Annotated in this window: 24 protein-coding genes and 1 pseudogene; 9 read left to right on the forward strand and 16 right to left on the reverse strand. The window is 66.1% G+C overall.

Going from position 1 to position 26,742, the window contains the following annotated elements; all coding sequences use genetic code 11:
- Position 1 precedes the first annotated feature (1 nt).
- Positions 2 to 783, reverse strand: a pseudogene (locus OG876_RS00005) (IS3 family transposase); the annotation flags it as partial.
- A 260-nt stretch (positions 784 to 1,043) separates the two neighbouring features.
- On the opposite strand from OG876_RS00005, the gene OG876_RS00010 reads away from it, so the two are divergent.
- Positions 1,044 to 2,093: an IS110 family transposase gene (locus OG876_RS00010; RefSeq protein WP_328520568.1), complete on the forward strand. Its 1,050-nt coding sequence runs from the start codon at positions 1,044 to 1,046 to the stop codon at positions 2,091 to 2,093.
- On the opposite strand, the gene OG876_RS00015 is transcribed toward OG876_RS00010, so the two are convergent.
- The gene (locus OG876_RS00015) at positions 2,037 to 2,432 is read right to left on the reverse strand and encodes a transposase (RefSeq protein ID WP_442914072.1); all 396 of its coding nucleotides are present in this window, start codon (positions 2,430 to 2,432) and stop codon (positions 2,037 to 2,039) included. The genes OG876_RS00010 and OG876_RS00015 overlap by 57 nt on opposite strands.
- Before the next feature lie 549 nt (positions 2,433 to 2,981).
- Here OG876_RS00015 and OG876_RS00020 point away from each other — a divergent pair.
- The 8 genes from OG876_RS00020 to OG876_RS00050 all read left to right on the forward strand — a co-directional run bounded on the left by OG876_RS00020 (position 2,982) and on the right by OG876_RS00050 (position 10,629).
- Positions 2,982 to 3,728: an IS630 family transposase gene (locus OG876_RS00020; protein ID WP_328522655.1), complete on the forward strand. Its 747-nt coding sequence runs from the start codon at positions 2,982 to 2,984 to the stop codon at positions 3,726 to 3,728.
- Between the two features lie 74 nt (positions 3,729 to 3,802).
- Positions 3,803 to 5,368, forward strand: coding sequence for an IS1182 family transposase (locus OG876_RS00025; RefSeq protein WP_328522656.1), 1,566 nt, complete (start codon positions 3,803 to 3,805; stop codon positions 5,366 to 5,368).
- A 219-nt stretch (positions 5,369 to 5,587) separates the two neighbouring features.
- Positions 5,588 to 7,153, forward strand: a complete 1,566-nt coding sequence (locus OG876_RS00030; RefSeq protein ID WP_328522656.1) for an IS1182 family transposase — start codon at positions 5,588 to 5,590, stop codon at positions 7,151 to 7,153.
- 592 nt (positions 7,154 to 7,745) lie between these two features.
- Positions 7,746 to 8,486, forward strand: coding sequence for a phage integrase N-terminal SAM-like domain-containing protein (locus tag OG876_RS00035; RefSeq protein WP_328522657.1), 741 nt, complete (start codon positions 7,746 to 7,748; stop codon positions 8,484 to 8,486).
- A 21-nt stretch (positions 8,487 to 8,507) separates the two neighbouring features.
- Entirely contained in the window at positions 8,508 to 8,774 is a 267-nt protein-coding gene (locus OG876_RS43795; protein ID WP_442914210.1) for a tyrosine-type recombinase/integrase, read from the forward strand.
- Positions 8,771 to 9,100 carry a helix-turn-helix domain-containing protein gene (locus tag OG876_RS00040; RefSeq protein WP_328522658.1) on the forward strand — a complete coding sequence of 110 codons (330 nt, stop codon included), beginning with the start codon at positions 8,771 to 8,773 and terminating at the stop codon, positions 9,098 to 9,100. Before OG876_RS43795 ends, OG876_RS00040 begins: the two co-directional genes overlap by 4 nt.
- A 549-nt stretch (positions 9,101 to 9,649) precedes the next feature.
- The gene (locus OG876_RS00045) at positions 9,650 to 10,423 is read left to right on the forward strand and encodes a hypothetical protein (RefSeq protein WP_328522659.1); all 774 of its coding nucleotides are present in this window, start codon (positions 9,650 to 9,652) and stop codon (positions 10,421 to 10,423) included.
- Positions 10,420 to 10,629: a hypothetical protein gene (locus OG876_RS00050; RefSeq protein ID WP_328522660.1), complete on the forward strand. Its 210-nt coding sequence runs from the start codon at positions 10,420 to 10,422 to the stop codon at positions 10,627 to 10,629. Before OG876_RS00045 ends, OG876_RS00050 begins: the two co-directional genes overlap by 4 nt.
- Before the next feature lie 70 nt (positions 10,630 to 10,699).
- Here the strand turns inward: OG876_RS00050 and OG876_RS00055 are convergent, their stop codons facing one another.
- The 14 genes from OG876_RS00055 to OG876_RS00120 all read right to left on the reverse strand — a co-directional run bounded on the left by OG876_RS00055 (position 10,700) and on the right by OG876_RS00120 (position 25,958).
- Complete coding sequence (locus tag OG876_RS00055; protein WP_328522661.1) at positions 10,700 to 11,773, reverse strand: IS630 family transposase; 1,074 nt, start codon at positions 11,771 to 11,773, stop codon at positions 10,700 to 10,702.
- Between the two features lie 126 nt (positions 11,774 to 11,899).
- Complete coding sequence (locus OG876_RS00060) at positions 11,900 to 14,185, reverse strand: S8 family serine peptidase (protein ID WP_328522662.1); 2,286 nt, start codon at positions 14,183 to 14,185, stop codon at positions 11,900 to 11,902.
- 450 nt (positions 14,186 to 14,635) lie between these two features.
- Entirely contained in the window at positions 14,636 to 15,004 is a 369-nt protein-coding gene (locus tag OG876_RS00065) for a hypothetical protein (RefSeq protein WP_328522663.1), read from the reverse strand.
- Entirely contained in the window at positions 15,001 to 16,773 is a 1,773-nt protein-coding gene (locus tag OG876_RS00070) for a type IV secretory system conjugative DNA transfer family protein (protein WP_328522664.1), read from the reverse strand. The genes OG876_RS00065 and OG876_RS00070 overlap by 4 nt, the downstream gene beginning before the upstream one ends.
- Position 16,774: 1 nt before the next feature.
- Positions 16,775 to 17,866, reverse strand: a complete 1,092-nt coding sequence (locus OG876_RS00075) for an ATP-binding protein (RefSeq protein ID WP_328522665.1) — start codon at positions 17,864 to 17,866, stop codon at positions 16,775 to 16,777.
- Between the two features lie 308 nt (positions 17,867 to 18,174).
- The gene (locus tag OG876_RS00080) at positions 18,175 to 19,638 is read right to left on the reverse strand and encodes an SCO6880 family protein (RefSeq protein WP_328522666.1); all 1,464 of its coding nucleotides are present in this window, start codon (positions 19,636 to 19,638) and stop codon (positions 18,175 to 18,177) included.
- Complete coding sequence (locus OG876_RS00085) at positions 19,604 to 20,410, reverse strand: hypothetical protein (protein WP_328522667.1); 807 nt, start codon at positions 20,408 to 20,410, stop codon at positions 19,604 to 19,606. The genes OG876_RS00080 and OG876_RS00085 overlap by 35 nt, the downstream gene beginning before the upstream one ends.
- A 443-nt stretch (positions 20,411 to 20,853) precedes the next feature.
- Positions 20,854 to 21,144, reverse strand: coding sequence for a DUF6112 family protein (locus OG876_RS00090; RefSeq protein ID WP_328522668.1), 291 nt, complete (start codon positions 21,142 to 21,144; stop codon positions 20,854 to 20,856).
- Between the two features lie 41 nt (positions 21,145 to 21,185).
- Positions 21,186 to 22,127: a hypothetical protein gene (locus tag OG876_RS00095; protein WP_328522669.1), complete on the reverse strand. Its 942-nt coding sequence runs from the start codon at positions 22,125 to 22,127 to the stop codon at positions 21,186 to 21,188.
- Complete coding sequence (locus OG876_RS00100) at positions 22,124 to 22,753, reverse strand: hypothetical protein (RefSeq protein WP_328522670.1); 630 nt, start codon at positions 22,751 to 22,753, stop codon at positions 22,124 to 22,126. Before OG876_RS00100 ends, OG876_RS00095 begins: the two co-directional genes overlap by 4 nt.
- A gap of 1 nt (position 22,754) precedes the next feature.
- Positions 22,755 to 22,925 carry a hypothetical protein gene (locus tag OG876_RS00105; RefSeq protein ID WP_328522671.1) on the reverse strand — a complete coding sequence of 57 codons (171 nt, stop codon included), beginning with the start codon at positions 22,923 to 22,925 and terminating at the stop codon, positions 22,755 to 22,757.
- 646 nt (positions 22,926 to 23,571) lie between these two features.
- Complete coding sequence (locus tag OG876_RS00110; RefSeq protein ID WP_328522672.1) at positions 23,572 to 23,718, reverse strand: hypothetical protein; 147 nt, start codon at positions 23,716 to 23,718, stop codon at positions 23,572 to 23,574.
- Between the two features lie 131 nt (positions 23,719 to 23,849).
- Positions 23,850 to 24,761, reverse strand: coding sequence for a hypothetical protein (locus tag OG876_RS00115; RefSeq protein WP_328522673.1), 912 nt, complete (start codon positions 24,759 to 24,761; stop codon positions 23,850 to 23,852).
- Positions 24,762 to 24,872: 111 nt separating this feature from the next.
- Positions 24,873 to 25,958 (reverse strand): toprim domain-containing protein, encoded by a 1,086-nt coding sequence (locus tag OG876_RS00120; protein WP_328522674.1) that lies wholly within the window; start codon positions 25,956 to 25,958, stop codon positions 24,873 to 24,875.
- Between the last annotated feature and the right edge of the window lie 784 nt (positions 25,959 to 26,742).

Here is a 26,742-nt window from a genome sequence, read left to right on the forward strand (position 1 = left end):
CGATCCAGGTCACGATCGCGAGCCGGAGTTCGTCGCGGGTGGACCAGGATCCCCGGTCGAGAACGTTGTTCTGTAAGAGACCGAAGAAGCTTTCCATGGCCGCGTTGTCGCCCGCGGCGCCAACGCGGCCCATCGAACCGACGATGCCGTGGCGCCCGAGTGCTCGCACGAACTTCCTGGACCGAAACTGCGATCCGCGGTCGGTGTGCAGAACGCAGCCGGCGACCTCACCGCGGCGGGCGACGGCGTTGTTCAGCGCGGCCACAGCCAGGCGGGACTTCATCCGGGAATCGATGGAGTCGCCCACGATCCGGTTGGAATAGACGTCCTTGACCGCGCACAGATACAACTTGCCCTCCCTCGTCTTGTGTTCGGTGATGTCGGCCAGCCACAGCTGGTTCGGCACCTGCGCGGTGAAGTTGCGGCGCACGAGGTCGTCGTGGACCGGCGGACCGGACTTCTTGCCGCCCTTGCGCGTCTCTTGCCGAACGCGCTCCACCAGCCCATGGACGAACAGATCCGCCACGCGGTCCGGTCCGCCATCGGTACGCCGGCATCGCGGGCCTCGTCGGCCAGGAACCGGTACCCGAACTCCGGGTCGTCGCGGTGGGCGTCGAACAACGCATTGGCCCGGTGAGCCTGCTCGAGCTCGGCAGGAGTGACCGGCTGAGCCAGCCACCGGTAGTACGGCTGCCTGGCGAGCTTCAAAACCCGGCACGTCACCACCACGGGGATCCCGTCGGCGGCCAGCTCGCTCACGAGCGGGTAGAGCTGTAATGGGTTGCGGTTGGCCCGTGGCCGGCTGAGAGGCTGACCTCGACCAGTGCGGGTGACTCCGGGTAGATCCGACTCACCGCTGGTGGTGATGTCTTCAAAAGGACGTGTCCCCGCGCCTGGTCAAGGCTCAGCCCCTGCGCGCAGATGTCCTGATCAGAAGCCTGTCCGTTGGCCGGATCGCGGCCCGACGTGACTCATTACAGATGTGTCTCTGAGCGACCCACGGGCCGGGCAAGTTCCGATTCGTGCAGTTCGTAAGGAGAAGCATGCCCCGCGTTGCAGACCTGTTCGTCCATGTCGTCGGCGTCGACACCCACGCCAGGACCAACACCTTCGCGTTGCTAGAGACCAGATCCGGTGTGGTCCTCGCCACCGAGACCTTCCCAACTAGCGCTGCCGGCAATCGACGCGCGACCCAGTGGGTCTTGCGCAACAGCGAAGGCAGCGTACTGGCGGCCGTCGAGGGCACCTCCTCCTACGGCGCCGGCATCAGCCAGGCGCTGCAAGACGAAGGCGTCGACGTGGTCGAGGTCCGCCCGCTGGCGCATGCGAGTCGTGCTCACACAGGCAAGTCCGACCCGATTGATGCCGAAGCAGCCGCACGACACGTGCTCGGCCAGGACTTCACCAGGCTGGCCCGACCACGCGACACCGGAGCGCGTTCAGCGTTACGGATCCTGCTGTCCGCCCGGTCGATCATCGACCAGCAGCGCACCGCGAACCGCAACGCGTTGACCGCCCTTGTCCGAACCAACAACCTCGGTATCGACGCCCGCCACCCGTTGACCGACGCACAGGTCCGGACCATCGCGGCGTGGCGACTTCGGCCGAACCAGACCACCGATGCCGCCACAGTTGCACGCGCAGAAGCACGGCGTCTTGCGCAGGCGGTACTCGAGCAGACCACGCTCCTGGCTGACAACCATCGGCAGCTGCGAGAACTCACCGACAAGATCGCCCCCGGACTCCAAGACGTCCGAGGCGTCGGACCTGTCACCGCCGCCATCATTGTCTGCGCCTACTCCCACCACGGACGCGTCCGGTCCGAAGCGGCTTTCGCCGTCTTGGCCGGAGTCGCACCGTTGCCAGCCTCATCGGGCAACACCACTCGCCACCGCCTATCGCGAGCCGGCGACCGCCAACTCAACCGAGCCTTCGAGGTCATCGTCCGCACCCGAGTCACCTGCGACCCAGCCACACGCGACTACGTCGCGCGTCGCAAAACAGAGGGCATGACCACCCGTGAGATTCGCCGCTGCCTAAAACGCTACGTCTGCCGGGCGATCTATCGCGAAGTCCGCTCCTGCATGGCTTGACACGAGGGCATAGAAGCGTCCTTTTCCCGGCAGGTGTGCCTGCGACAGATACGCCGCCGCGCGGCGCAGCACCTCGTTCTCCTGCTCCAACAGCTTGATCCGCCGCCGGGCCTCGCGCAGCTCGACCGACTCACCACGAGACACACCCGGCTTCGCGTCCTCATCGACCTCGGCCTGCCGCAACCACTCGAACAGCGTCATCGGATGCACCCCGAAATCCTTGGCGACCTGCTCGACCGTCACACCAGGACCTCGGTCACGAGCAACACGCACCACGTCGTCACGGAACTCGCGAGGGTAGGGCTTGGGCACAGCAACATCCTTCCAGGCCCGCCTCACGGCAAGCCAACTCAGATGTCACCTATCCGTGCAGCAGACCCGATCCACAAGTTGAGGAGAGCAGGTGACACATGTATTGGTGACCGGAAGCTCAGGATTCATCGGAAGCTGGCGCGTTCTAGTGCCTCTCCAAGAAACGTTGGGGTTGTAACCGTGTCGGGTTGACCGGTGCGGTGGTGAGTCTGAAGGCTTGCTGGCGGAGGTGGTGATGGCTCGGCAGCCTGAGGTGTTCGTGCGCTCGCTGGAACCTGAAGAGGCGCAGCGTCTGGTGCGGATCACGCGGACCACGAGGGATCGAGTGCGGCTTCGCCGGGCGGGGATCGTGCTGGCGTCGGTTCAGGGGCGGAGTGCTGGGGAGGCGGCGGCGATGTTCGCGATGAAGCCGCAGTACGCGCGGGAGGTGATCCACGCGTTCAACGAAAGGGGTTCGCGGCGTTGGACCCAAAATGGAGCGGGGACCACTTCAAAGAGGTTCGGCCCCCCGGTTCGTGAGACGGTCTGCCGGGTCGCCAAGACCCCGCCGCAGCAACTGGGCCGTCGGTTCACCACGTGGAGCCTGTCCAAGCTGGTCGAGTACCTGGGCGAGCACAAAGCATCGCCATCAGTGTCGAGTCGGTCCGCCAGATCCTGCGGGACGCGGGGATCAGGTGGCAGGCGACCAAGACCTGGAAGGCCAGCAAGGATCCCGACTTCGCCGCGAAGATGGCCCGCGTCTTGGACCTCTACGATCATCCGCCGGGCGATGGGAGGGTGATCTGCGTCGACGAGTTCGGTCCACTGAACCTGCAGCCCCGACCCGGCCGAGGCTGGTTTCCGACCGGACGCCCGGCGCGGTTGCGGGCCACGTTCCACCGCACCGGCGGGGTGCGGCAGATGTTCGCCGCGCTGGACCTGGCCACCGGGCAGATGTTCTACCGATTCCGCGATCGCAAGCGCTGGACCGAGTTCCTCGGGTTCCTCAAGCAACTCCGGGCCAGATTCCCGGCCGGCAAGCTGTACGTCGTGTGCGACAACTTCTCGCCCCAGAAGAGGACCGAGGTCGGCACCTGGTGCCAGACCAACGGGATCGAGCTGGTGTTCACCCCGAGCAACGCGTCCTGGCTGAACTGGATCGAATCCGAGTTCACCGCCCTGCGCTACTTCACCCTCGACGGCAGCGACTACCCCAGCCACACCGCCCAGGAAACCGCGATCGCCGGCTACATCCGCTGGCGCAACAAGCACGCCCAACCCAAACGCCACTTCGCCATCGACTCCAAGATCCGCCGACCCGATTACCTACCCAACGTTGCTTGACGAGGCACTAGGAGACCGCTGAATAATCGGAGTGTCGTCCCGGCGGTTGGTGAGCTGTTCGGGAGGATTGTCTGGTGCAGGGTGTGGAGCGGTCTGATCGGGAGTTGCTGGACGCGCGGGCGCTGGTGGGTCATCTGGTTCCTGATGGCAGCATGTTCGCGTTCTTGGCCGAGCATCGGCGGGATCTGTTCGCCGACAGCGAGTTCGATGACTTGTTTCCGTCGGGCCGGGGGCGGCCCTCGATCCCGGCGTCGGTGATGGCGTCGATTCTGGTGTTGCAGACGTTGCACGATTACTCCGACCGGGAGACCGCGGAGGCTGCGCGGTGTGATCTACGGTGGAAGGTCGCGACCGGGATGGCGTTGGATCACAGGGGTTTCGATGCCTCGACGCTGGTGTATTGGCGCCGCCGGTTGGCGAGGTCGCGGCGGCCGCATCGGATCAACGACGCGGTCCGTGCGGTCGTGGAGGCGACGGGGGTGGTGCGGGGCCGGTCGAGGCGGGCGGTGGATTCCACCATCCTGGACGATGCGGTGGCCACGCAGGACACGATCACTCAGCTGGTCTCGGTGATCCGCCGGGTCGGGCGGCAGGTGCCCGGTGCGGCCGAGCTGATCGCGGCGGTGTGCACAGGCCACGACTACTCCCAGCCGGGCAAGCCGGTGATCGACTGGGACGATCCGGCCGCGCGGGATGGGCTGGTGTCGGCGCTGGTCAACGACGCGAACGCGCTGATCTCGGCCCTGTCGGGGCAGAAACTTGATGAGCGCGCCGAACAGGTGGTGGCGTTGCTGGCGTTGATCGCCGGCCAAGACGTCGAGCCGGCAGACGGCAGCGACGGCACCGACGGCAGGTGGCGGATCGCGCGGCGAGTCGCGCCGGAGCGGGTGATCTCCACGGTGGACCCCGAGGCCCGCCATACCCGCAAGTCGCCCCGCAACACCCGCGACGGGTTCCGCGCGCATGTGGCGGCCGAGCCGCAGACCGCGATCATCACCGACGAGTCGCTCACCGCGGCTGCCGGGGCCGACAACAGCGACGCCGCCGTGGCTGGCAGGTTCCTCGACGCCGAGACCGAGATCCGCGAGTGGTATGGCGATACTGCCTACGGCACCGGGGATCTGCGCGGCGCGATCGAGGACGCCGGGCATGCAGCGGTGATCAAACCCGGCCCGGTGAAAACCGCGATCGACGGCGGGTTCACCATCGACGATTTCACCGTGGACGAGGCAGCCGGGCAGGCCAGTTGCCCGGCCGGGCACACCCGGGCGATCACCAAGACACGCGCCGTGGCCTTCGGCGTGCTGTGTCGCGACTGCCCGCTACGGACCCGCTGCACCACAGCCAAGGACGGCCGCATCCTCCACCTGCACGACCGCGACGCGCTGCTGCGCCAAGCCCGCCGTGACTGGTCCGGCAGACCCGACCTGCGCCGCGACTACCGCACCTTCCGACCCAACGTGGAACGGGTCATCTCCCAGATCGCCAGCCAACGCGGGCGCCGCGTCAAACTCCGCTACCACGGCACCACCAAGAACAACGCCTGGCTCAAACACCGCACCGCCGCCCTCAACTTGCGTAACCTCATCGGCCGAGGACTGACCCGCACCGCCGGCACCTGGACCCTCACCACTGACTGACACGCCACGCAGGCCCCCCACGCCACGACCCCCAGCACTCCCGGCACACAACCCGACCAGCCGGCCACACACCCAGATCCGGGAACCGACACGCCCCGGCCCAGACCCCACCCGTCGACACCGAACCCAAAGCGCCCTAATTCAGCGGGCTCCTAGGAGACCGCTGAATAATCGGAGTGTCGTCCCGGCGGTTGGTGAGCTGTTCGGGAGGATTGTCTGGTGCAGGGTGTGGAGCGGTCTGATCGGGAGTTGCTGGACGCGCGGGCGCTGGTGGGTCATCTGGTTCCTGATGGCAGCATGTTCGCGTTCTTGGCCGAGCATCGGCGGGATCTGTTCGCCGACAGCGAGTTCGATGACTTGTTTCCGTCGGGCCGGGGGCGGCCCTCGATCCCGGCGTCGGTGATGGCGTCGATTCTGGTGTTGCAGACGTTGCACGATTACTCCGACCGGGAGACCGCGGAGGCTGCGCGGTGTGATCTACGGTGGAAGGTCGCGACCGGGATGGCGTTGGATCACAGGGGTTTCGATGCCTCGACGCTGGTGTATTGGCGCCGCCGGTTGGCGAGGTCGCGGCGGCCGCATCGGATCAACGACGCGGTCCGTGCGGTCGTGGAGGCGACGGGGGTGGTGCGGGGCCGGTCGAGGCGGGCGGTGGATTCCACCATCCTGGACGATGCGGTGGCCACGCAGGACACGATCACTCAGCTGGTCTCGGTGATCCGCCGGGTCGGGCGGCAGGTGCCCGGTGCGGCCGAGCTGATCGCGGCGGTGTGCACAGGCCACGACTACTCCCAGCCGGGCAAGCCGGTGATCGACTGGGACGATCCGGCCGCGCGGGATGGGCTGGTGTCGGCGCTGGTCAACGACGCGAACGCGCTGATCTCGGCCCTGTCGGGGCAGAAACTTGATGAGCGCGCCGAACAGGTGGTGGCGTTGCTGGCGTTGATCGCCGGCCAAGACGTCGAGCCGGCAGACGGCAGCGACGGCACCGACGGCAGGTGGCGGATCGCGCGGCGAGTCGCGCCGGAGCGGGTGATCTCCACGGTGGACCCCGAGGCCCGCCATACCCGCAAGTCGCCCCGCAACACCCGCGACGGGTTCCGCGCGCATGTGGCGGCCGAGCCGCAGACCGCGATCATCACCGACGAGTCGCTCACCGCGGCTGCCGGGGCCGACAACAGCGACGCCGCCGTGGCTGGCAGGTTCCTCGACGCCGAGACCGAGATCCGCGAGTGGTATGGCGATACTGCCTACGGCACCGGGGATCTGCGCGGCGCGATCGAGGACGCCGGGCATGCAGCGGTGATCAAACCCGGCCCGGTGAAAACCGCGATCGACGGCGGGTTCACCATCGACGATTTCACCGTGGACGAGGCAGCCGGGCAGGCCAGTTGCCCGGCCGGGCACACCCGGGCGATCACCAAGACACGCGCCGTGGCCTTCGGCGTGCTGTGTCGCGACTGCCCGCTACGGACCCGCTGCACCACAGCCAAGGACGGCCGCATCCTCCACCTGCACGACCGCGACGCGCTGCTGCGCCAAGCCCGCCGTGACTGGTCCGGCAGACCCGACCTGCGCCGCGACTACCGCACCTTCCGACCCAACGTGGAACGGGTCATCTCCCAGATCGCCAGCCAACGCGGGCGCCGCGTCAAACTCCGCTACCACGGCACCACCAAGAACAACGCCTGGCTCAAACACCGCACCGCCGCCCTCAACTTGCGTAACCTCATCGGCCGAGGACTGACCCGCACCGCCGGCACCTGGACCCTCACCACTGACTGACACGCCACGCAGGCCCCCCACGCCACGACCCCCAGCACTCCCGGCACACAACCCGACCAGCCGGCCACACACCCAGATCCGGGAACCGACACGCCCCGGCCCAGACCCCACCCGTCGACACCGAACCCAAAGCGCCCTAATTCAGCGGGCTCCTAGCACTTCTGCAAGCCGGGCACGACATACGCACCACCGTTCGTGACCTCGCACGCGAGTCCGCGCTCCGCGCATCAACGCCGTTACTGCCAGCTATGTGAAGTATTAGCCTGCGTGTTGCATCAGATGAATCAGGCGGGCGGCCACGGAACCACTCGCGCAGAGCGCCGAAGGGTGTTCTGACCTGCGCAAACGGCGGCCGCCGTTTGCCAGCTCGCGCGGCGCCGATGGGCGGCCTGCGGCAGCGAAGACGATACTCGCGACGGCGCGCGCGACACGCTGTCGACCTGCAGAAAGACCCGTAACGATTCATCCGCTGAATCGTTGATTCAGTGGATGAATCGGGATCTTCGGGAGTCTCGATGCAGCTGACGGCTCGGGCCGGATCCACCTAGTGCAGTCGTTGCCGGTGCTCCGGCCCGACGAGCAGGTACTCCATATGATGCTCGACGGCTGGCGCAACCAGCAACTGTCGCGCAACCTGCAGTTCGCCACGATCGAGCAGCGCCCCCGTCACGTGCAGCGGTTCATCGACCACGTCAACGAGGACCCGTGGAACTGGACGCCCGGGATGGTCGAGGAGTTCTCCGCCGATCTCCGGGCGGTCAGGAACGTCGCGCACTCGACGCTGCGTGCCTACCACTCCACGCTGCGGGCGTTCACCAGCTACGTCAGCAACCCGGACTACGGCTTGGACCGCGTCTGCGAGCAGTACTTCGGCACCCACCCGGCGCGGGCCTGCTTCGACTGGAACACCACTGCGCACGTCCAGGCCTACGACAGCCGGCGTTCCAAGCGCCCGTACACGCGCGACGAACTCGACGCGCTGTTCGAGCACGCCGACAAGGAGGTCGAGCGGATCGGCACGTCCGGCCGGAAAGGCTGGCAGGCCGCCTACCGCGACGCGGTCATGATTGAAGATCGCCCACGGGTACGGCCTGCGGTTCAACGAGCTACGCCACCTGGAGACCGTCGACTTCGCCTGCAACCCGCACGCCCGCGATTTCGGCGCCTTCGGCGTGTGCAAGGTCCGCTACGGCAAGTCCAGGCGCTCCTCCCCTACAAGGGCCGCAGCGTGCTCACGGTGTGGCGCTGGACGCCGGGCATCCTCAAGGACTGGCTCGCCAACGGCCGCGGCGACCGCGGTACCCTCGACCTGTTCACCAGCGAACGCGGCTGACTCATCGTCGAGTCGACGCTCCTGCGCCGGATCCGGCGCTACTGCTCCGAGCTCGGGCTCTCCGAAGGGGTCGACATCCACTCCTTGCGCCGCTCGTACGCCACCCACCTTCTCGAGGCCGGCTGGAATCCGAGGTTCGTCCAGGACCAGATGGGGCACGAGTACGCCTCGACCACCGGGATCTACCAGTTCACCTCCGACGAGTTCTGTCGCCCCATTCTTCGAGCGGCCTTGGACCGTACGGTTGGTGAAGCACTGGGACGCAGGAGTGAGGACGGTGCATCATGAGGCGCAAAGTCGACTACACCTGGCGCCTGGCCGAGCTCATGGCCGCCCGGGGCCTGCACAACACCACCGACCTCATTCCCCTGCTGGCCGAGCGAGGCAGCCACCTGTCACGCCCGCAGGTCTACCGGCTCGTCAGCCGGCGACCCGAGCGCGTCTCGCTCCAGGTCATCGCAGCGATCTGCGACATCTTCGACTGCGCCCCCGGCGACCTCCTCACCGTCACCGCCGCCAACTTCCGCGCCCGCAAGACCGGAACCGCCCCACCCAACGTCGTCGAGCTCGACCGCACCGTCCGTCCCCGCCACGCCAACATCCTCGACAAGTAAGCGAGCCTGGAGACTCCCATGGACCCCAAGCCGGTCGGCCTGTCGCCTCGCTCCACCCAGCGCGGCCCGCCGCGGCTGACGTCCGACTCTCACACGTGCGCGCGTTGCGGCAGGTACACCACACGGCTTCAGGCGACATGGCCCGAGGGGCAGATCTGCTTCACCTGCTGGTTCGACGCGATCCACACACGCGGCACCTGCCCAGGCTGCGGTCAGGAACGTCTGCTCCCGGGGCCTCCCAATGCATCCGGCTCCCTTGTGTGCGGACCCTGTGCAGGGATCCCCTACGACTTCCATTGCGGCCGGTGCGGCGACGAAGCCGGCCACCACTGCGGCAAGCTCTGCGCCAGATGCGCGCTCCGCGACGACCTGGACGACCTCGTCGGCGGTGCTCCGAGCGAGCCGGGCTCGCCGCCCTCATCGTTGCGCTCTGCGCCTCCGCTCGACCAGAGTCGATCATCGTCTGGAAGCGTTCCCCCAAAGGTCCAGGCCCTGCTGCGCGGCCTCGGTGACAGGACCATCCCGCTGACCCATGACGGCCTCGATGCCGTGCCCGGAAAGCCAACCGAACACCTTTGTGCGCTGCTGCAGCACCACGGACTCCTCGCACCGCGCGACCCATACCTAGCCCGGTTCGAGCACTGGATCACGGCGAAGCTCGACGGACTCCCGGATGAAGTGCGCCAGCCCATCCAGCACTTCGTCACCTGGCATCACCTGCGCCGCATCAGGGCCAAGGCCGCCGCCAGCACCCCGACCCATGGACCCGTGCACTCGGCCAAGCAGGAGATCACCGAGACCGTCAAGTTCCTTGTCTGGCTCCACGAGACCCACCAGCGCACGGCCGCGACCTGCACGCAGCCCGACATCGACGAGTGGCTCGCGACCGGGCCAACAACCAGGACGGCGATCCGCACCTTCTTCGTCGTCGCCCGGCGGACCCGGCTCAACACCAAGGTCGCCGTCCAACACCGCTCCGCGCGCACGAGCCCGTCGCTGACGCAGGACCAACGGCTGGCGTTGATCCACGCGCTGCTCACCGGCAGCAGCGAGTCCCTCCCCTACCAAGTAGCCGGGACGCTCCTGCTGCTCTACGCCCAGCCACTCGTTAAGGTCGTCACCCTCCAGGTCGACGTCGTCGACGACCAGCCCGGAGAGATGAGCATCCAGCTCGGCCAGCGACCGACATACCCGAACCATTCGCCCAACTCCTGCGCGACCACATCCAGCAGCGGCCCAACCTCCGCACCGCCGCAGGACCCGACAGCCCCTGGCTCTTTCCCAGCACCCTCGCCGGACGACATCTCCACCCCAACAGCGTGATGGACCGGCTCCGTGACCTCGGCGTCAACCTGCTCGGCGCACGCAACCGAGCCATCGGCGAACTCGTCCTCGAAGTCCCAGCCTCACTCGATGCCGACGCACTCGGCTACAGCGCCAAAGTCGCCTTCCTCCACGCCGACAAAGCCGCCGAACCCTGGGCACGCTACACCGGCCGGTCAGTCACGAGTACTCAACCAGCACTCTGACGGTACCGGTGCAGGCGCGGCGGAGCCGTCTCCAGTCGCCTGACCAGACCAGTAGAAGTCCGGTGCCGTTCTAGTGCCGCGCGTCGGAGGTCTTCTGACGGTTGGCTTTGTTGAGGATCTGGTCTGCGGTCTTGGTCCAGGTGAAGGGGTGTGATCGGTCGTTCCAGCCGGTGATGAAGGCCCGGATCTTGGTGTTGAGATCGTTGACGGATCGGAAGGTGCCGCGGTGGATGGCTTGGCGTTCGATGATGGAGAACCAGACCTCGACCAGGTTCATCCAGGACGCGTGGGTGGGTGTGAAGTGGACGCTGACGCGGGGGTTGTCGGCCAGCCAGGCCTTGATCTGGGGGTGTTTGTGGGCGGCGTAGTTGTCCATGACCAGGTGCAGTTCGCGGTCGGGGTGGGCGCGGGCGACCTGCTTGAGGAACGCGAGGAATTCCTGGTGCCGGTGCCTGGGTTTGCAGGCCGCGGTGACCTGGCCGGTGGCGATCTCGAGCGCGGCGAACAGGGTCGTGGTGCCGTGCCGGACGTAGTCGTGGGAGCGGCGTTCGGCCAGCCCGGGCTGCAAGGGCAGGATCGGGGCCGTGCGGTCCAGTGCCTGGATCTGCGACTTCTCGTCCACACACAACACGACCGCGTTGTCAGGCGGCGCCAAGTACAGCCCGACCACGTCGGTGACCTTGGCCACCAGTTCGGGGTCGGTGGAGAACCGGAACGACTCCGACCGCCACGGCTGCACCCCGAACTCGCGCCACGCCCGGGCCACCGTGGCGTCCCCGATGCGCAGATGCCGCCCCAGCAGCCGCGACGACCAGTGCGTGACGCCGTACTTCTTCGGCGGCGGCGTCAACGTCGCCGCGACGATGCCCCGATGATCGACCGAGCGCGGCCGGCCCGCACGCGGCTCGTCGTCCAGCCCAGCCAGCCCCCGCTCGCCATAGCGATCCCGCCAGCCGATCACCGTCGGCCGCGACACCCCGACCAGCTCCGCGATCCTGGAGTTCGACACCCCTTGCGAGGCCAGCAACACGATCCGGGCCCGCTGTGCCCGGCCGGCCCGCACACTCGACGCCCGCGTCAACGCAACCAACCCCTCCTCGTCACCCTCACGCAACACCAACGCAGCAGCAGGACGATTCGCCATGCCTCATCGTCCCAAACACCAACCGTAAATCAACTAACGACGCGCGGCACTAGCGTGTGTAGGCGTCCCAGGAGGACCATATCCGCGAGATTGTTGGGCCGGTCGCGGGAGTCCGCCGCGAGTCTCCTATGGCCGCAGCGTGAGGCCGTCGATCTTGGTCCAATCTGTGAAAGTGTTGTTCGTGCCGGAGATCTGGGTGCTCTGCCAGGTGTCTCCGTGGTCGTCGACGCCGACGACAACCATCAGGCCGTTCACGTTCAAGGCTGCGGACAGGTGGAAGAGAGCCTTGGCAGGGAGTCGGGTCCAGGCACCGAACACGCCGCCCGCACCGGGGCCGCTCTCGACCCGGACCCACGCCTCTCCGTCACCCTCTGTGCCGAACAACAGGAGCCTGCCATCGTTGGCGCGAGCGACAGTGATCTCGTTGAGCAGCTTCTGGCTCGTGTCCGCCAGCGGCGTGGGCGCCGTCCAACTGTCGAGGTCGGGTGCGGTCTGCCGGAAGTACCAGAGCACGCCATGGGTATCGGCGACAAAGACATTGATCCGCCCAAACGCATCCGGTGCCGCGGTCACGTTCTGCGCATCGCTGGGAAAACTGATGGTCTTGACTGGCTCCCAGCCGGTGTCGTTGGCAGGAAATAGCTGGCTGCTGTAGTGGAGACCGCCGTGTGTGTCGGCTCCAATCAGCATCTGCCGCCGGTCGTGGTTCGGGGCCAAGGCAACCGACACCAGCGGCGGGCCGTCCAGTTGGGTCTCCTTCAGCCATCCGGTCCCGCCCGGTTTTGTTGATTGCTGTCGGTGGAAGACGTCGTCTTGCGGGCTCACTGGAGGGACGTAGGCCATCACGCCGACCAGCTCGATCTTGCTGCTTAAGATCGCGTCAGGGTCCGTACCGACGGCGACGGACGCGTAAAATTGGCCCGCGGACTTCGTCCATTCCTGCGGCCAGGTACCGGTGTCGGCGTTCACTTGGGTGCCGGTGAACATGTGTCCACCCACGTCGGTGCTGCCGGTGGTGGAGTTGTCGGCGGTGGTCCCGAAAATCGACAATGCCCCGTTGGCGTTGCGCGTCAGCGCCACCGTGGACCCGGTCCGGGGCGAGGTGGGCCGGGCGAAGAGCAGTTTGTTCGACACCGTTGGATCGGGGAGGCCCTGGATGATGCCACGAGTCGACTGAGCATCCAGCTCGGCGGCGATCTCAGCCGGTGACGCGTTCTTGAACTTCGGCGTCCCCTGCAGCAGCGCGACCGCACCCACGACATGCGACGCAGCCATCGACGTGCCGCTGGCGGGCATGGGGTCAGGATCGATCTTGTCCGGGTCCAAGTGGTGCCCGATGCCACCGATCGAGACGACATTGGCGCCTGGGGCGAAGATGTCCACGCAGCTGCCCCAGTTGGAACCGTCGTCAGGGCTGTTGTTCCATAGCTTGTCGGCGACGTCGGTGGCGCCGACATTGATGGTGGCGGGGTAGGAGCCGACGGGGTTGAAACAGGCGTTGGCATTATGGTTTCCCGCAGCGGTCACCACGGTGATGCCACCAACGGCAATTGCGGCCCTCTCCGCATCGATGATGCCCTGCCCTTCACCATTGGAACACGGTGCCGGGATCCCGTCGGTCGTGCAGATCGACGCGAGGCTCAGGTCGATGACGGCCGGCTTGACCGCGTTCGCGATCACCCAGTTGATGCCGGCGATGATCGGGTCGTCGCTGTCTGAGGTACCTGTGCAGTCGAAGACCTTGACCGGGACGAGGGTGACCTTCTTGGCGACGCCGTACTTGGTGCCCCCGACCAGGCCGGCGTTAAAGGTGCCATGGCCATTGCAGTCGTCGGTGTTGGTGTTGTGGTCGATCGCGTTGTAGCCCAGCTCGAGCCGCCCGTCGATGTCGGCGTGGTTCCGGATGCCGGTGTCGATGATGTAGGCGTGGACCCCGGCGCCGGCTGACCCAAGGTAGTTGTAGGTGAGATTCACGCCCCTGCGCTGGTCGAGACGGTCCACACCCCACGACGGCGTGGGTAGCTGCGAACTCTGCGTCTGGTAGGTCTGTTCTTGCTGGACGTATTCCACATCGGGTTCGGTGGCGAGCTTTTGCGCCCGCTCGGGGCTCATCGTGACCGAGAAGCCTTGAACGGCGCCTTCGATGATCCGGACAAGCTTCCCGGAGTGTCCGCTGGCCAGCGACCGCGAGCGTGCGGCGACGCCGTGTTTGCGGACCGAGGAGTTGTCTTTCAGCTTGACGAAGTACTTTCCAGGGATGACCGACCCGGAATCCTTGCCAAGAACCACCGCCTGCCGGGAAGGAGCCGGCGACGCCGACGCCGGACCCAGCGACGCGAGAACCACCGCGGACACCGCCAGCCCTACGATCGCGGCAAGAGCGTAGGTTCTCGACACCAGGAAGTCAGCCACCACGGATCCCTTCGAAAAGTGAACCTCATTGCGTCCGGCGTCAGCCGAGAAGAACCCACGCGTAGCGGTCCTAGGCACACCGGCGGCCATCGTCTCGGACCGCTGAAATGCACGTCATGAGTAGCAAATGCTCATCTCAGCGCACAGGCCCGCCGTCACCCGCCGGGGCCACACTGTTCCCACGACCCTGGAAGCAGCAATACGCCCACTCTTCATACGCAGAGTCTCGGGTAATCAGAATCCTCCGTGGCGAGCTCGAGAGCTATCATCCACGACTACTCTCCACGTGGGCTTGGCGAGCTAGCCCGGCCCTAAGCGGTGGGTGGGGCTGTCGGCAGGTCTTCTGGCAGATGGCTCGGACGCAACGCAGGGAGCAGCTGTTGTGCGATGCGTGCTGGGCTTGCTTGCGACGCAGCAGCGGCGAGTCCATGGTGATCGACGACCATTCGGTCAGGCTTCGGGTCGGTGCTCTGTTCTTGAGCAGCCCATGCGGGAGGTCCATTCGCGGAGGCGGCGTTGGGCGAGGTCTAGTTCGCGGTGAAAGGCGAGTGGGCTGGACGGGGCGGCGTCTTCGAGGTAGGAGGCCTCCCAAAGGGTACGGAGGGCGGACAGTTCTTCGACGAGGGCGCCGTGGCTCGGCCAGCAGGGTGGGATGAGTTTGTGGTCGAGGTTGTAACGACCGGTCAACCAGTCGACCCACGAGGCTAGGCGGTCGAGCTCATCGGTGGCGGTCGTTGAGTCGACGTCTCGCCAGCAGATGATGAACGGATCGTCGGTGGCGAGGGCGAAGGACTTCAGGAGGTCGTCGCGCGGGCTCATTCGGTCGGCTTTCCTGATCGGGTCGCGCGGGTGATGCTGGCGCGGATATGAGGGGCGTCAGGTCGGGCCGGCCAGGGGGTCATGTTCAGGAGGATTGGGGGGGCCGTGCGTGCGAGGAGGATGCCGGTGCCGAGTGGGAGGGTCCGGATGATGTCCGGCGGAAGGATCGGGATGCGGCGCGTGCTGGTGGAGACGGTGCGTTTGCCGTCGGGGCCGCGACTCCAGTTGCGGATCTCTTCGTCGCGGTCGCCGCAGACGGCGGCCAGGTCTTGGAGGTCTCGGGGCTGCGCTGAGCCGCCAAGGATCAGGCGCAGAGTCGCGGCATCCCAGAGTGCAGCCGCGGCCTGTTCGCCCCACTTTTCTCTGGCCTGCGCGAGGGACTGGATGACGACGAGCGTGGAGATGCCTGATCCACCACCGTCGGCCATCAGCGATGGTAGCGATGGCAAGGCGCATAGGTTCGCGATCTCGTCGAGGATGAGCGCGAGCGGCGGCTCGAGGCGACCACCTGGACAGCCAGCAGCGAGGTGGCGGGCGGTCTCGGTTATGTCTTCGAGCAGGGCTGCGATGAACGCAGAGGTGGCACTCGCTCCGAGGCCCGTACCGAGGAGATAGATGGTACCGCGATCCGCGATGAAGGTCTTGGGATCGAGTCCTTCGCGTGCGGCCGGATCGAATGATCTGCGTACGGCGGGATCGGCCAGTGCCGAGAGAGCGGACCGCACACCCGCCCAGACAGCGTCTCTGGTTCGACCATCCATGCGGACGATCCCGTCGAGGGTGTCGCCCCACCCGTCGGCTGCGTCGGTGGACCGGTTCAAGATAGTGACAGCTTCGATGGCTGACGCTGGCTCGAGACTCCAGCGGTAGAGCTGCGCGACACCAGCCGCGTCGATGGCTGCGGCGTGGAGAAGGCCGCGCAGCGCCATCTCCGTCTGACCGTGCCAGAAAGCGCCATCGGAGACGCCGCCCTTCGTGAATCCTGCGCCGGCAGCCAGACCACTGGCACGGACGATGGCTGTGGTCGGGTTCTCGCAGCCACGGACGGGCGACCACCGGATGCCTTCGAGCTCGCCGAGGCCTTGCGGGTCGAAGACCGCGACTGGCCCGGTGGTTCGACGCAGCTCGACAGTGGCGACGAGGTTGTCCGGCCGGGTGGAGGTCGTGACCACAGCACCCGGCGCATCGATGATCGCACCGATGATCTGGTGGAGACCCTTACCGGAGCGGGGCGGTCCAAGCACAATCTCTGAGTCCTCGACCGAGGACCAACACTGTCGCCCGCGCGATCTTCCCAGGTACCGGCCGACATCTGACGGCTCCGCCCGGCGTACGGCGGGGCGTGCGGACTGCCCACGACGCAGGACCTGGCTCCGCCCGACGGACGTCTCGATGTCCGCAGCACTAGCAAGGCCGGGTCGCTTCGTAAGAGCTCGGGTACGGCGTGCCAAGCCGGCATCACGTCTGGTCCACAGTAAGCGGCCAACGACGACGCCAGCAACCGGGACCATCAATAGCACGGCGAGCACAGACCAGTACACGACCGGATGAAACGTGCCGGGAGCCAGGCCGAAGACGTGGGCGGGATCGCGCGGGTCGAGAACCACCTTCAGAGCGTCAGGCCAGGATGTGTGAATCCACTCATGAGTAGCCAGCAGGTTGCTCAGGCCACCGGCGAGGTACAGAATCCCCGCGCAGGCGAGCAATACTCCCCCGCCGAGCATGACCATGTCCGACAGGTCTCGAGGCGACCGACCACCGGCGTCCATGTCACATCCTTCCGTCGGTGTCGAACAGGTCTACCTCGCATGCATGGCGAACCAGCTGTACAACGAACGATCGGCTGGGCAGCCGCCACAGCGCACGGCCCTTCGGCAGTTTCGCGATGGTGGACATCTCGACGTCGGTGAGTCCGAGCAGGGTCGCTGTGCGGGCGAGCTGATCCGGTTCCTGGCGGAGCATGATTCGGGTCGAGCAATCGGCCAGCAGCCCTTCGGCGAGTGCACGGGCCTCGGAACCGAGTTCGCCTACGGCGGACAGGTCGGATAGTCGATGAACGATCAAGATATTGGACACGCCCCAGGCGCGGGAGAGTTTCCATTGTTCCTGCATACGACGCAGCAGGGCGGGATCCCGCATGACCCGCCATCCCTCGTCGTACACGATGAACCGCTTCCCGCCGGCCGGGTCGGTAACAGCAGCCTCTAGCCACGACGACGCGCAGGCCAGGGTCAGGCGCAGTGCCTGGTCGTTGCCACCAGCGCCGATCCAGGAGGAGTCGAGGGTCACCATCGGCAGCGACGGATCAAACCGTGTCGTGGAGGGTCCGTCGAACATCCCCGCGAGGTCACCATGGACAAGCCGCCTGACCGCGTGCGCCAACTCTCGGCTGTCGGCCTCCGATGTGCCCTGACCGGTCTCAGGTGAGAACAGGAATTCGACGACGTCAGGGATCGTCGGCACCGGGATCCGAGACGCTCTGTCGATGGCAAGGTCGAGAGCAGTGTGCTCGACCGCGGTCAGCGGACGGCCGAGCGTGGACTCGGCGAGGGTCCCCAGCAGAGCCCGGCGTCGCGATCTGACGATCCTGTCCCAGTCGTCGTCCAGCACGTCGCGGGGGCGGCTTCCGGCATCGAGCGGATTCAGCCTCGTAGACAGGCCGGGCCCGAGCTTGATGATCGAGCCGCCCACCGCCTCCGCGACCGGTGTCCACTCCCCTTTCGGGTCGCACGGGACGTAGGCCTTGTGGCCGAGCGCGATGGATCGAGTGATCAGAGCCTTGGCGGTGGAGGACTTCCCACTGCCGATGACTCCGGCCAGGAGCAGGTTGGGGTTGGTGATGACGCGGGATTGGTACAGCACCCAGGGGTCGTAGACGAATGATCCACCGCTGAAGACGTCGTTGCCGATGTAGGTGCCGTCGGCACCCAGTCCCCCTTCGGCCAGAAACGGGTAGGCGATCCGAAGAATTCTGGTGGTGGCGCGATGGTCGTCTACCAGGAGCGGAAGCCGCCGACGCAGGCCGATACTTTCAGCCGGTGGCTGCTCGGCCCGATCCTCAGAGGGTCTGGCGGGTGGAGTACGGCGCTGAGACGATCGGTTCGCTCGACGATTGCCGCGTCTGGTTCGACGGTCTGCGTCGCTGGGTTCGAACCACCCCGTGCTGGCCTTCATCCGAGACCAACCCCGAACGGCAGCGCCGCAGCGAGGAAGCCCTCGACCTGCTGGCCGACGAGACGCCGTACGTCGAGCAACGCCTGGGAGGCAGCGATCTCGATCTCGGTGCATGCCTCGTCGAGGCCTTCCTCTGTGTCGGCTGACACCGCGATCAGGCCGATCCATCGCACGTCGCCGTGCCCGGCGGCCAGGTCCTTCTCGCGTTGAGCGACGTCGGCGTCGAGCTGGCGGTCTTCCTCGGTCTCCAGTTGACCGACACGCTTACGAGTCGCCCGGTCAGTCACTCGCTCGACCTGGTGTCGCCGGGCGTCGCGAAGGGCCTTGCCGATAGGCACCGGCTGCAGCACGAGGGAGAACGTTCGCCGGATCCCCGGCTTCAGCAGCAGCGGACTCAAGAAGGACGGCATCGCCCGTACGCGCGGCCATTCGGTGACGACGTACACGCGATGAAACGACGAATCAGTGCGCAGGTGATCCCAGGCAGCATCCACCCCGAGCGGGGCCGCATCGACTGGCTCGATGTCGGCGGCGAGTGTCCACGTCGCCGCAGGATCGAAGGCGACCCGCAGGCTTGATGCCAGATCGGCGGCGTTGAGCCAGACTCCGGCGACACCGGCTGCAGCGAACGAGGTCTGGAAAGCGCGCGATTCGGAGTCCAGGACTGCCATAGCTCCGGCCAGTCCCCCGCCGTACTTGCGAACCTCCTTGGAAACCGCGTCGAGGTTCAATGCAAAGCTGAACAGCGTCTCGTGCCTGGCCGCCGCGGGGGCTGCATGCTGGAGCAAGTCGCCGTAGATTGCTCCAGCTGTGGTGGTGATGTCCAGACTGCGTTTGCGGGCCCAAGCGCCCAGGCCGTCGCCCGGGTCTGGGATCGTACGCTCGAGGATTTGCGCTCGTGCGATCCGTTTGCTTTGACACAGTCCGGCGACCATCCGCCCGTACGCCGCCACACGCCGATCCTGCTCGTCGGAGTTCTGGAGCAAATGCGCCGGCCCCTCGATCCTCGCGACCGCGATCAGCCGTCGGCGAAGTGGATCGTGAACCGCGCCGATGGACGATCGCGTGTCAAGGATACGCAGTGAACTCGCTTCTCCGGGCAACTGCAGGTAGCCGTGTCTGCGAGGTGTGAGCACGTTGGCTCGGTAGGACTGGTCCTTGCGCAAAGTGCGGATGACATGGGCTGCACGCAAGACAACCCGGCGGTACGTGGGCACGCCCTCCAGCCGACCGAATGCGATCACGCCACAGAGGAGCGCCGCAGCCAGGCCAGCCAGTCGCGGCGCCGCAGGCCAGCCCGCGAGCAACGACAAGGCGGACGAGATGATGCCGGCAACCACGAGCGTCACCTGGATCGGTCGCAGACCGAGCAGCAACGAGTTCCGCTGCGGACGTGGAAATCGTGCGGAGAGAGCGTTTGACATCTCAATCTCCCTGATCCGATGCTTGGCTCGGGTCATCTGCGGAGCCGCCCAACTCGCCGTCGACCGACACCTCGCTCGTGGCGACCGCGATGGCTGTCGGTCCTGAGTCGCCGCCTGTGGTCGGCGGTGCTGCTGATCCGGGTTGGGGCGCCGCATCCGAATAGGTCCGCGGATCCTCCCCGGTCGCCGGATCTGACGCGTGGTCGGACCTTTCGGTCAAGTCGTAGGCGCCGTCGCTGTTCGACTGATCATCACGGTTCTGGTCGCCGCCGACGACCGGTGATGGTTCGTCCGTGTCGGAGCCGCTGAAGTCACCCGCCGCCCACTGTTGCAGGCGATCAAGCTGGTCCTTACCAGCCTCGACTCCAGTTGCGCCCTGTTGGAGAAGATGGGTCGCGACATGGCCCTGGTCTCCGGCCCAGTGAATGAACGAGTAGGTGGCCAACGGGGCGAACGCCGCCATGGCAACCAGCAGGATCCCCGCGATGAACGTGCCGAGGTTCGATGCGTTGCCCTGTCCGGACGCTCCGAGGGCGGAGAAGCCGAGGGTGAAGATCAGTGCCATCGCGATCTTTGAGAACAGGAGGGCGCCGACGATTTCGCCCCACCGCCGAAGCCAATGCCTGGTCGCCGACCAGGTCCAGCTGGCCATCGCAATTGAGGCGAAGACGACGAACGCGACCAGAGCGACCTCGCGAACCAGCATGACGAAGTACAGCGAGAACATCGCGAGTAGGCCGAGTTGGACAGCCAGGAGCAGGATGCCGCCCAGCGTCGGCCCCGTCAGGAAGGCCGTGATGTCGGTCATCCTCCTGAGGCCATCGGCGGTGGCCCCCTTGCCGAGGATGCCTGTCGAGACCTCGTCTACCACCTGCCCGCAGGTTGCGATGACGCCGACTGCCAGTGGCACCCGCCGTTCCCAGCAAGGCGCCGACGACCGCGTGCCCGAGTCGGCCGGGTTCGCGGCGGATCACCGCTGAGATGCACTGCAGGACGAAGATCCCAACGAGGATCGGGAGCGAGAGTCCGATCATCAGGTCCAGGTTGTCCTGCCACCACTTCTCGTCGAACCTGGGCGACGTACTGGTGCTGAACGTTTGGAACACTGTCGCCGACAGGTCGGCCAGACCGTTCGCCGACCATCTGAGGAACGAGTCCCACGCTGAGTTTGCGGCTGCCTCGCCGATGTTGCCGGCGGCGCAGCTGACGGGATTGAGGAGGCAATCACTCCAGGCCATGCTGTAGGCGCTCCTAACCGATCTGGATGCCGCTGAAGAAGCGGATGATCGGGTTGGCCGAAGCGATCAGAATCGCCGCGCCTGCGGAGACGAGACAGCCAAGCTTGCCGCGGCCGGCGTAATGGGAGTTGTTGCCAAAGCTGCCCATCGCCCAGGCGGCCGCGGCGATCACGAACGCGGCCACACAGATGACGAGACCGAAGGTCTGTAGAGCCCCGACGATCTGCCGCAGCGCGGGGAGACCGGGGAGGCCGTTCGAATTCGGACTCACCCCGGGATCTTGGAGGTAGAAGAAGCTGAGCATGCGTTTGCCTCCTGGCGCTGGACGGCGCCAATGTGTTGGTTTCAGGTGGTGGGATAGATCGGTGGCGCCCAGCCGACGTAGGTGGCACCCCAGCGTTCCTCGATCGCGCCGACGTCGACGAGGTACACGCCGCCCTGACCGGGCACGCCATCGCCGATGTCGTTGGACACGATGCGTCCGCTGCCGACGTATACCGCGACGTGCCCGTAAGGCCCATCGGTCGACCAGAACAGCAGCGCACCGACCGGCAGCCGCCGGTCGTCAGGATGGGCGTTCCCTGTGTTGAGCATCTGGGTCCATTGCTCGGCCGCTGAGGAATACCCGGCGTGTGAGCGGCCCCAGACGTTCGCCGCCAGCCGGGCGCACAGTTGGTAGTAGCCGTGCCTGCCAACCAGCGCGAGTGCCCGATCGACGGCCGCCGGGGCGTCCGGAAGCTGGTTCGTGTCACCGGCCCCCCAGCTTCCGCAGGCGCCGACGACTGGCGCCGTACCCACGAGACGGACCGCTGCTTCATAGTTGCTGCGGTAGTTGTCGCCGTCCGCAAAGGCCGATCGCTGGACCGCCTGCGCGGCCTTCCAAGGCTCCATTGACGTCCAGCCAGGCACGTTGACCAGCGCGGCATAGAACAGCCCCGCCGCGCCGGCCGGATCCATGCGTACGTCGAGGGGTCCCCAGCTGTCGCGTTGCTGGAACAGACCACGCGAGTCAGGTCCGGCAGCATCACCGTGGTCGACGTTCCGCAGCGCCGACTCGGTCATGGCCGTCATGACCGCGATGACCTTGCCCGCCTCGCCAACTGCAAAGCGGTCGCCGACGCCGAGGACCACGGCCAAGTTGGACGCCTGCTCGGCAGCAAGGCTTACGTCGTTCAGAATTTGAACGGCCTTGCATGTATCGGCGCCCTTGCCAGCGATCGCTAGCGGAGGCACCAGCCAGACGGCGGTGACCAGCAGCGCGCTGGCTGCCGCGAGCTTGATGATCACTGTGGCAGTTCGTTGGTCGCCGACCAGAATGTGCACCGCGGTCGGCAGATCACCCCGACCGTCACATGCCGAGCCGTCTCGGTCTTCTCGCCGTCGGCTACGGTCTCCTGTGTGCCACGTACGACGAATCCATGCCAGCCCGCTGGAGCCCGGGGGTCGCGGCCAAGGGCCTGCAGCTCGGGTGTCGTTGCGGCTGTCACGTCTCGCGCCGTGGCACGCGCGTCGTGCACTTTCAGGTCCTCCCACTGGCTGGCGTATGGCAACATGCTGCGGGCAATCCGGCCGGCGTCAGGCGATTCCAGTGGGTTCGCAAAGGCCGTCACGGCGTCCTGCCAGTCGGCGTAGCTGTGGACCGTGGAGTCGTAGGTCCAGATCGTCGTACCGAACGCGATGGCGTACCGCGTCGGATCCGTCGTCGTGGGGCGAAGCCAGGCGGAGACTTGCAGTTGCTGTGTTGCCTCGGGCGTGCTCGTATCTGTGACCTGGCTGGTGCCAGGAGGCCTGAGTTGATTACTGGCCACGCCCGGGTTGGCGTGCCAACGGGTGACGATGGCGAGTATCAGGACGACGAGCAGTGCGAGGATGATGATTGGGGCGGCGAGCTTCGAGTTCATGACTCGACGCATGTCAAAGTTCCCTCCGTGTCTTCACCGGCTGGAGCCGGGCAGTGAGTGCGTGCGCGACGTGCGGCGGGATGATCCGGAACGCAGCCTGCAAACGCAGGTAGAACCGGAACTGGGCGAAGTAGTACCGGACCAGCCAGTTCCGACGGCGGGCGCGCATGTCGAGGTTGTTCATAAGAACTCAACGTCTGAGCCCTCGTGACCCCTGAGTAACTTCGAATCAGGCAGTTCGAGCGAGCCCCAGTCCGAGGCGGTCATGCCACGAGGCACCCGGCGGCCTGCCGAACCGCGCAGATCTGCCAGACTTCCGAGGTAACCTCCCGGCAGCCTGGTCAATCCACCGCTCGACGGCCGGATCGGCGAAGACAACTTCTGGCGGCTGCCCACCGGCAAGTCGTGAGAGTGCGGATCGCCGAATCGGTCCGCTGTGGAGAAGCCAAGCCAACCCTTCTGCTTGTTCTCTGGGTACGTCGATGGCACGGATCCGCGCGGTGATGGCGTGCTTGGAGAAGCCAGGTCCATCGGCCGCCACCACCAAGCGCCGCCGCACCTCCCCCACGGCCAGCCCGGCTCGCTCCAACCGGACACCGATGCGATCCAACAGCGGGCCTAGTTCCGCGAGCATGCTCGGCTGCTCGGCCTCGGGCACATAGTCGATCAGGGGATGCCGCTGACGCCGCCTAGCTTCCTGGCGTACGACATCAGCCAGTCGCCAACGCACCATGTTCGCCAGGTACCCCCAGGTCACCTGACCAGCCGGAGGCGTCTCGGCGAGCCGACGACAGCGTTCCCATGCCAGGACTCGCGCCATCTGCGCGGCCTCAATCGTTGCCCAGCGCGTTACGGAGCCGGCTGGGCAGCTCAGCAACGATCCGGCGCTCGATGGCCGTAGCCAGTCGCGTGGACGGCTCCTCTGCCCAGCCCGAGTCCGCAGCTTCGACTAGGAGCGCCTGAAGTTCTTCAGTCATTGGCTTACTCCGTATCCCGATGACTCGGACCATGGCCCGAGGATTGATCATTACTTGCTTGCGGCACCAACCTCGCCGTACGACGAACTGATCTGAACCCGGACCAGGAAGTCCCGGACTCCTGGACTTCCTCACAGCGACGGGCCGGATTGCGACAGACTCGGCTCGTCGAGCTCCGGCATGTGCTGGCGCCGGGGCTTGTAGTCCTCCAGCGGACGCGTCGACACCATCGCGTCGTACAGCCGCTGAGCACCGTCCTCGATCTGCAGAAGGCTCGAGGGTGTGTGCCCGTCAGGGATCTCGACGGCGCGGACTCGCTTGTAGAAATAGGACAGGTCCGGCAATGACGCAATTGCAGTCCGGCGCCACTCCGGGTCAGCGTCTAGGGCGACGACTACGGTGTCGGTGACCGTGTAGCGGTACAGGGTCTTCGCCTGCGCCGGCGACATCTGCGAACCGCACAGGGGGATGCCTGCCCACCGCTCACCGGCCTTTCGACCCAGGTTCTCGACCGCCATCGCATCCAGCGGATCGTTCACCACAACCACGAATGCTCCATCGGTGAGGATGTCCAACTGCTCCTCGATGCCGACGAGTGCATTCGACGGGCGGTGTATCAACGTCGTTGGTGATGCCGCGAAGGGCGGCTTCGCGCCCTGACCAATCGCGACGAATCCAACAGGGTCCAGCCGCTCGTCCCGAGCCAGCACCATCAGTTGATCGCGAAAGACGTCGACCGCGTGCCCCTCTTGGGACCACTCGGCCAGGCCGGCCCTGATCAGGGTGCGGAAGTCGAAGCCCTTCTCCCGCAGGTGATCGGTGAGCCGCGTGTACGAGTCAGGCGCGTAGCCGATCTTCCATGTCGACTCGGTACTCAGTACCTCACGAGCGCCGCGACCCTTTAGCTGCTCGATCGGCCACCCGACATTTGCCCTGAGCAACTCTTTCCTGAAGAACATCGTGGCCGCCAGGTGAGCGACCATCATCCGCTGACGCTCACCGCTGATCAGCACATTGTCGGAATCCGACGACACCGCATTCATCACAACCTCCGTTCAAGCCAGAAACTCAATGGCTACGACGGTCGTCTCAGCACGGCTGCCGAAGAACCCGGAATCCGACATCAAGGACCACCGGACTCGCCGATCCCGTCGTTACAACGAAGGCCCGGCATCAGGCGGATCGGCTCCAGTGAACGAGTCCAGCCGACGATGGGGCAAGGATCGACGTGCCGATCGACCAAGCGTCTCGACAACCTCGCGCGAGACGATCTCCTGATCGAGCTCCAACACCTTCGAGAGCTCCCCCAGCTGTCCGGCCACCCGGTCGTGCGGCAACCGCGCCACTAGCGGAGCGACCCGCCGCAGCGCATTCACCCGACCGCTGATGTGATCCAGAACTCGCGACCAACGAGCCAGCTCGACGCCGATCGCCAGCTCTGCAAGCGGTCTGGGACTGCTGAGAGCCTCGTACAGCCGGTCGGCACCAGAAGGTGTCTCCAGCAACGACGATGGGTCGTGCCCCGAAGGAAACTCAGCCACGAGCACCCGCTCGAAGACCGATGACAAGTCGTCCAGCCATCTCACCGCAGCAAGGCCGCCAGCGCCGTCTGCATCGACGCCCACGATTACGGTGTCGCTAGCTGAGTGCTGGCGGACCATCGACACCTGATTAAACGACAGCGCAGTTCCGCACACTCCGAGACCGGCCCAGCCGCGCGACGTGAGCCGACTCAACTCGTCCACAGCCGCCGCGTCCATCGGACCCTCAACAAATACGGGCGTCGCGCCGCTCTCGAGGAGATCGCGCTGCTCAGCGAGCCCGACAAGGGTGTGCGACTTCTGATAGATCCGCGTTGTCGGAGAGTTGAGGTACTTCGAGCGTCCGCCCCGAGATCGCCCGACGAATCCAACCAACTGCTCACCCGAATCCCAGGCGGGGAACATGATCCGATCACGGAGCCGATCGACCAAGTAGCCCCTCTTCGTTGCAGTCACCAAACCTGCGTCCAACAAAGTCTCATCTTCGAAACCGAGGCGCCGGAGGTGGTCGACCAGCCGCGCCCAGCCATCGGGGGCGTAGCCAACCTTCCAAGGCGAGCTCGACCTCAACACGTGCCCAAGCCCGCGCTGGAGCACGTGCGTAGACGCCCACCCGGCCCCGCATCGCAACAACTGCTCCCGGAAGAACTGCCCTGCCGCGACGTGAGCCTCCATCAGCCGACGATCATCATTGGTCACCGCGCCATCACCCCAGCCTCATCCGGATATCGACCTTGCTTGCAACATCGGTGGTGTTGGCCGGCAGTGGAACCCAGGTCTCCAAGTCACAGAGTCCTAGGTCAGCGATTGTCGCCGCCGGCTGGGCGTTGCTCGCGCCTCTCAAGCTCGAAGGTCGATGCTGGGACATTCAGGGCAGTTCTGGCCCGCGAAGTGACTCATGTAGTTCGTGATCGATCAGCGGATCGTGAACGTCAACAGACCCACGTCCCCGACGATTGCGTACCCCAAGCGCGTCCAGAGAACTGCTCGAACCTTTTGACGAGCCGGCATGGAGCCCAGCTGACCGGGCCACTGGTCGCCCATTCGGTCGATGGCCTCGTCCAACAGTGCAATCGCTCTCCGGATAGACCAACTCAACGGCCCCGACTCTGTCGACAGTTGGTCGTCCTCCGCCTCCAGGTTGTACGTCGGTCGCGCGGACTCTCGATGCATCGCTGGCTCACCTTCGCTGTTGCTGAGGGCAACGTCCTCGAGCCAGCGTCCTTGCGCTGGCCGCCGGAGTGAACCCGGAACTCGATATCCAGGACTCCTGGACGTCGGTGCCGCCAGATGCGGTCGGTCGACTAGCACCAGGGACGTAGTTCTGACCAATTGAGCGGGCTCGAGCCGTCAGCGCCGCATGTCCGTCCGTTATGAGGCCGGGGTCTGTCGAGAGCGCACCAGACGTGGCTCCGGTGCCATAATCGAGCTGAGGTTGCCCGGCATCGGCGAAAGACGTGCGGGAACCGAGCCGAAGGCCGCG

It is taken from the genome of Kribbella sp. NBC_00359 (assembly GCF_036097425.1).
Taxonomy (GTDB): domain Bacteria; phylum Actinomycetota; class Actinomycetes; order Propionibacteriales; family Kribbellaceae; genus Kribbella.

Excerpts from the sequence above, each read along its gene's own strand:
- OG876_RS00010 (WP_328520568.1), top strand. The coding sequence starts at position 1,044 with ATGCCCCGCGTTGCAGACCTGTTCGTCCATGTCGTCGGCGTCGACACC.
- OG876_RS00035 (WP_328522657.1), top strand. The coding sequence starts at position 7,746 with ATGATGCTCGACGGCTGGCGCAACCAGCAACTGTCGCGCAACCTGCAG.
- OG876_RS00040 (WP_328522658.1), top strand. The coding sequence starts at position 8,771 with ATGAGGCGCAAAGTCGACTACACCTGGCGCCTGGCCGAGCTCATGGCC.
- OG876_RS00055 (WP_328522661.1), bottom strand. The coding sequence starts at position 11,773 with ATGGCGAATCGTCCTGCTGCTGCGTTGGTGTTGCGTGAGGGTGACGAG.
- OG876_RS00065 (WP_328522663.1), bottom strand. The coding sequence starts at position 15,004 with ATGAGCCCGCGCGACGACCTCCTGAAGTCCTTCGCCCTCGCCACCGAC.
- OG876_RS00070 (WP_328522664.1), bottom strand. The coding sequence starts at position 16,773 with ATGGACGCCGGTGGTCGGTCGCCTCGAGACCTGTCGGACATGGTCATG.
- OG876_RS00080 (WP_328522666.1), bottom strand. The coding sequence starts at position 19,638 with ATGACCCGAGCCAAGCATCGGATCAGGGAGATTGAGATGTCAAACGCT.
- OG876_RS00085 (WP_328522667.1), bottom strand. The coding sequence starts at position 20,410 with ATGACCGACATCACGGCCTTCCTGACGGGGCCGACGCTGGGCGGCATC.
- OG876_RS00090 (WP_328522668.1), bottom strand. The coding sequence starts at position 21,144 with ATGCTCAGCTTCTTCTACCTCCAAGATCCCGGGGTGAGTCCGAATTCG.
- OG876_RS00100 (WP_328522670.1), bottom strand. The coding sequence starts at position 22,753 with ATGCGTCGAGTCATGAACTCGAAGCTCGCCGCCCCAATCATCATCCTC.
- OG876_RS00105 (WP_328522671.1), bottom strand. The coding sequence starts at position 22,925 with ATGAACAACCTCGACATGCGCGCCCGCCGTCGGAACTGGCTGGTCCGG.
- OG876_RS00110 (WP_328522672.1), bottom strand. The coding sequence starts at position 23,718 with ATGACTGAAGAACTTCAGGCGCTCCTAGTCGAAGCTGCGGACTCGGGC.
- OG876_RS00115 (WP_328522673.1), bottom strand. The coding sequence starts at position 24,761 with ATGAATGCGGTGTCGTCGGATTCCGACAATGTGCTGATCAGCGGTGAG.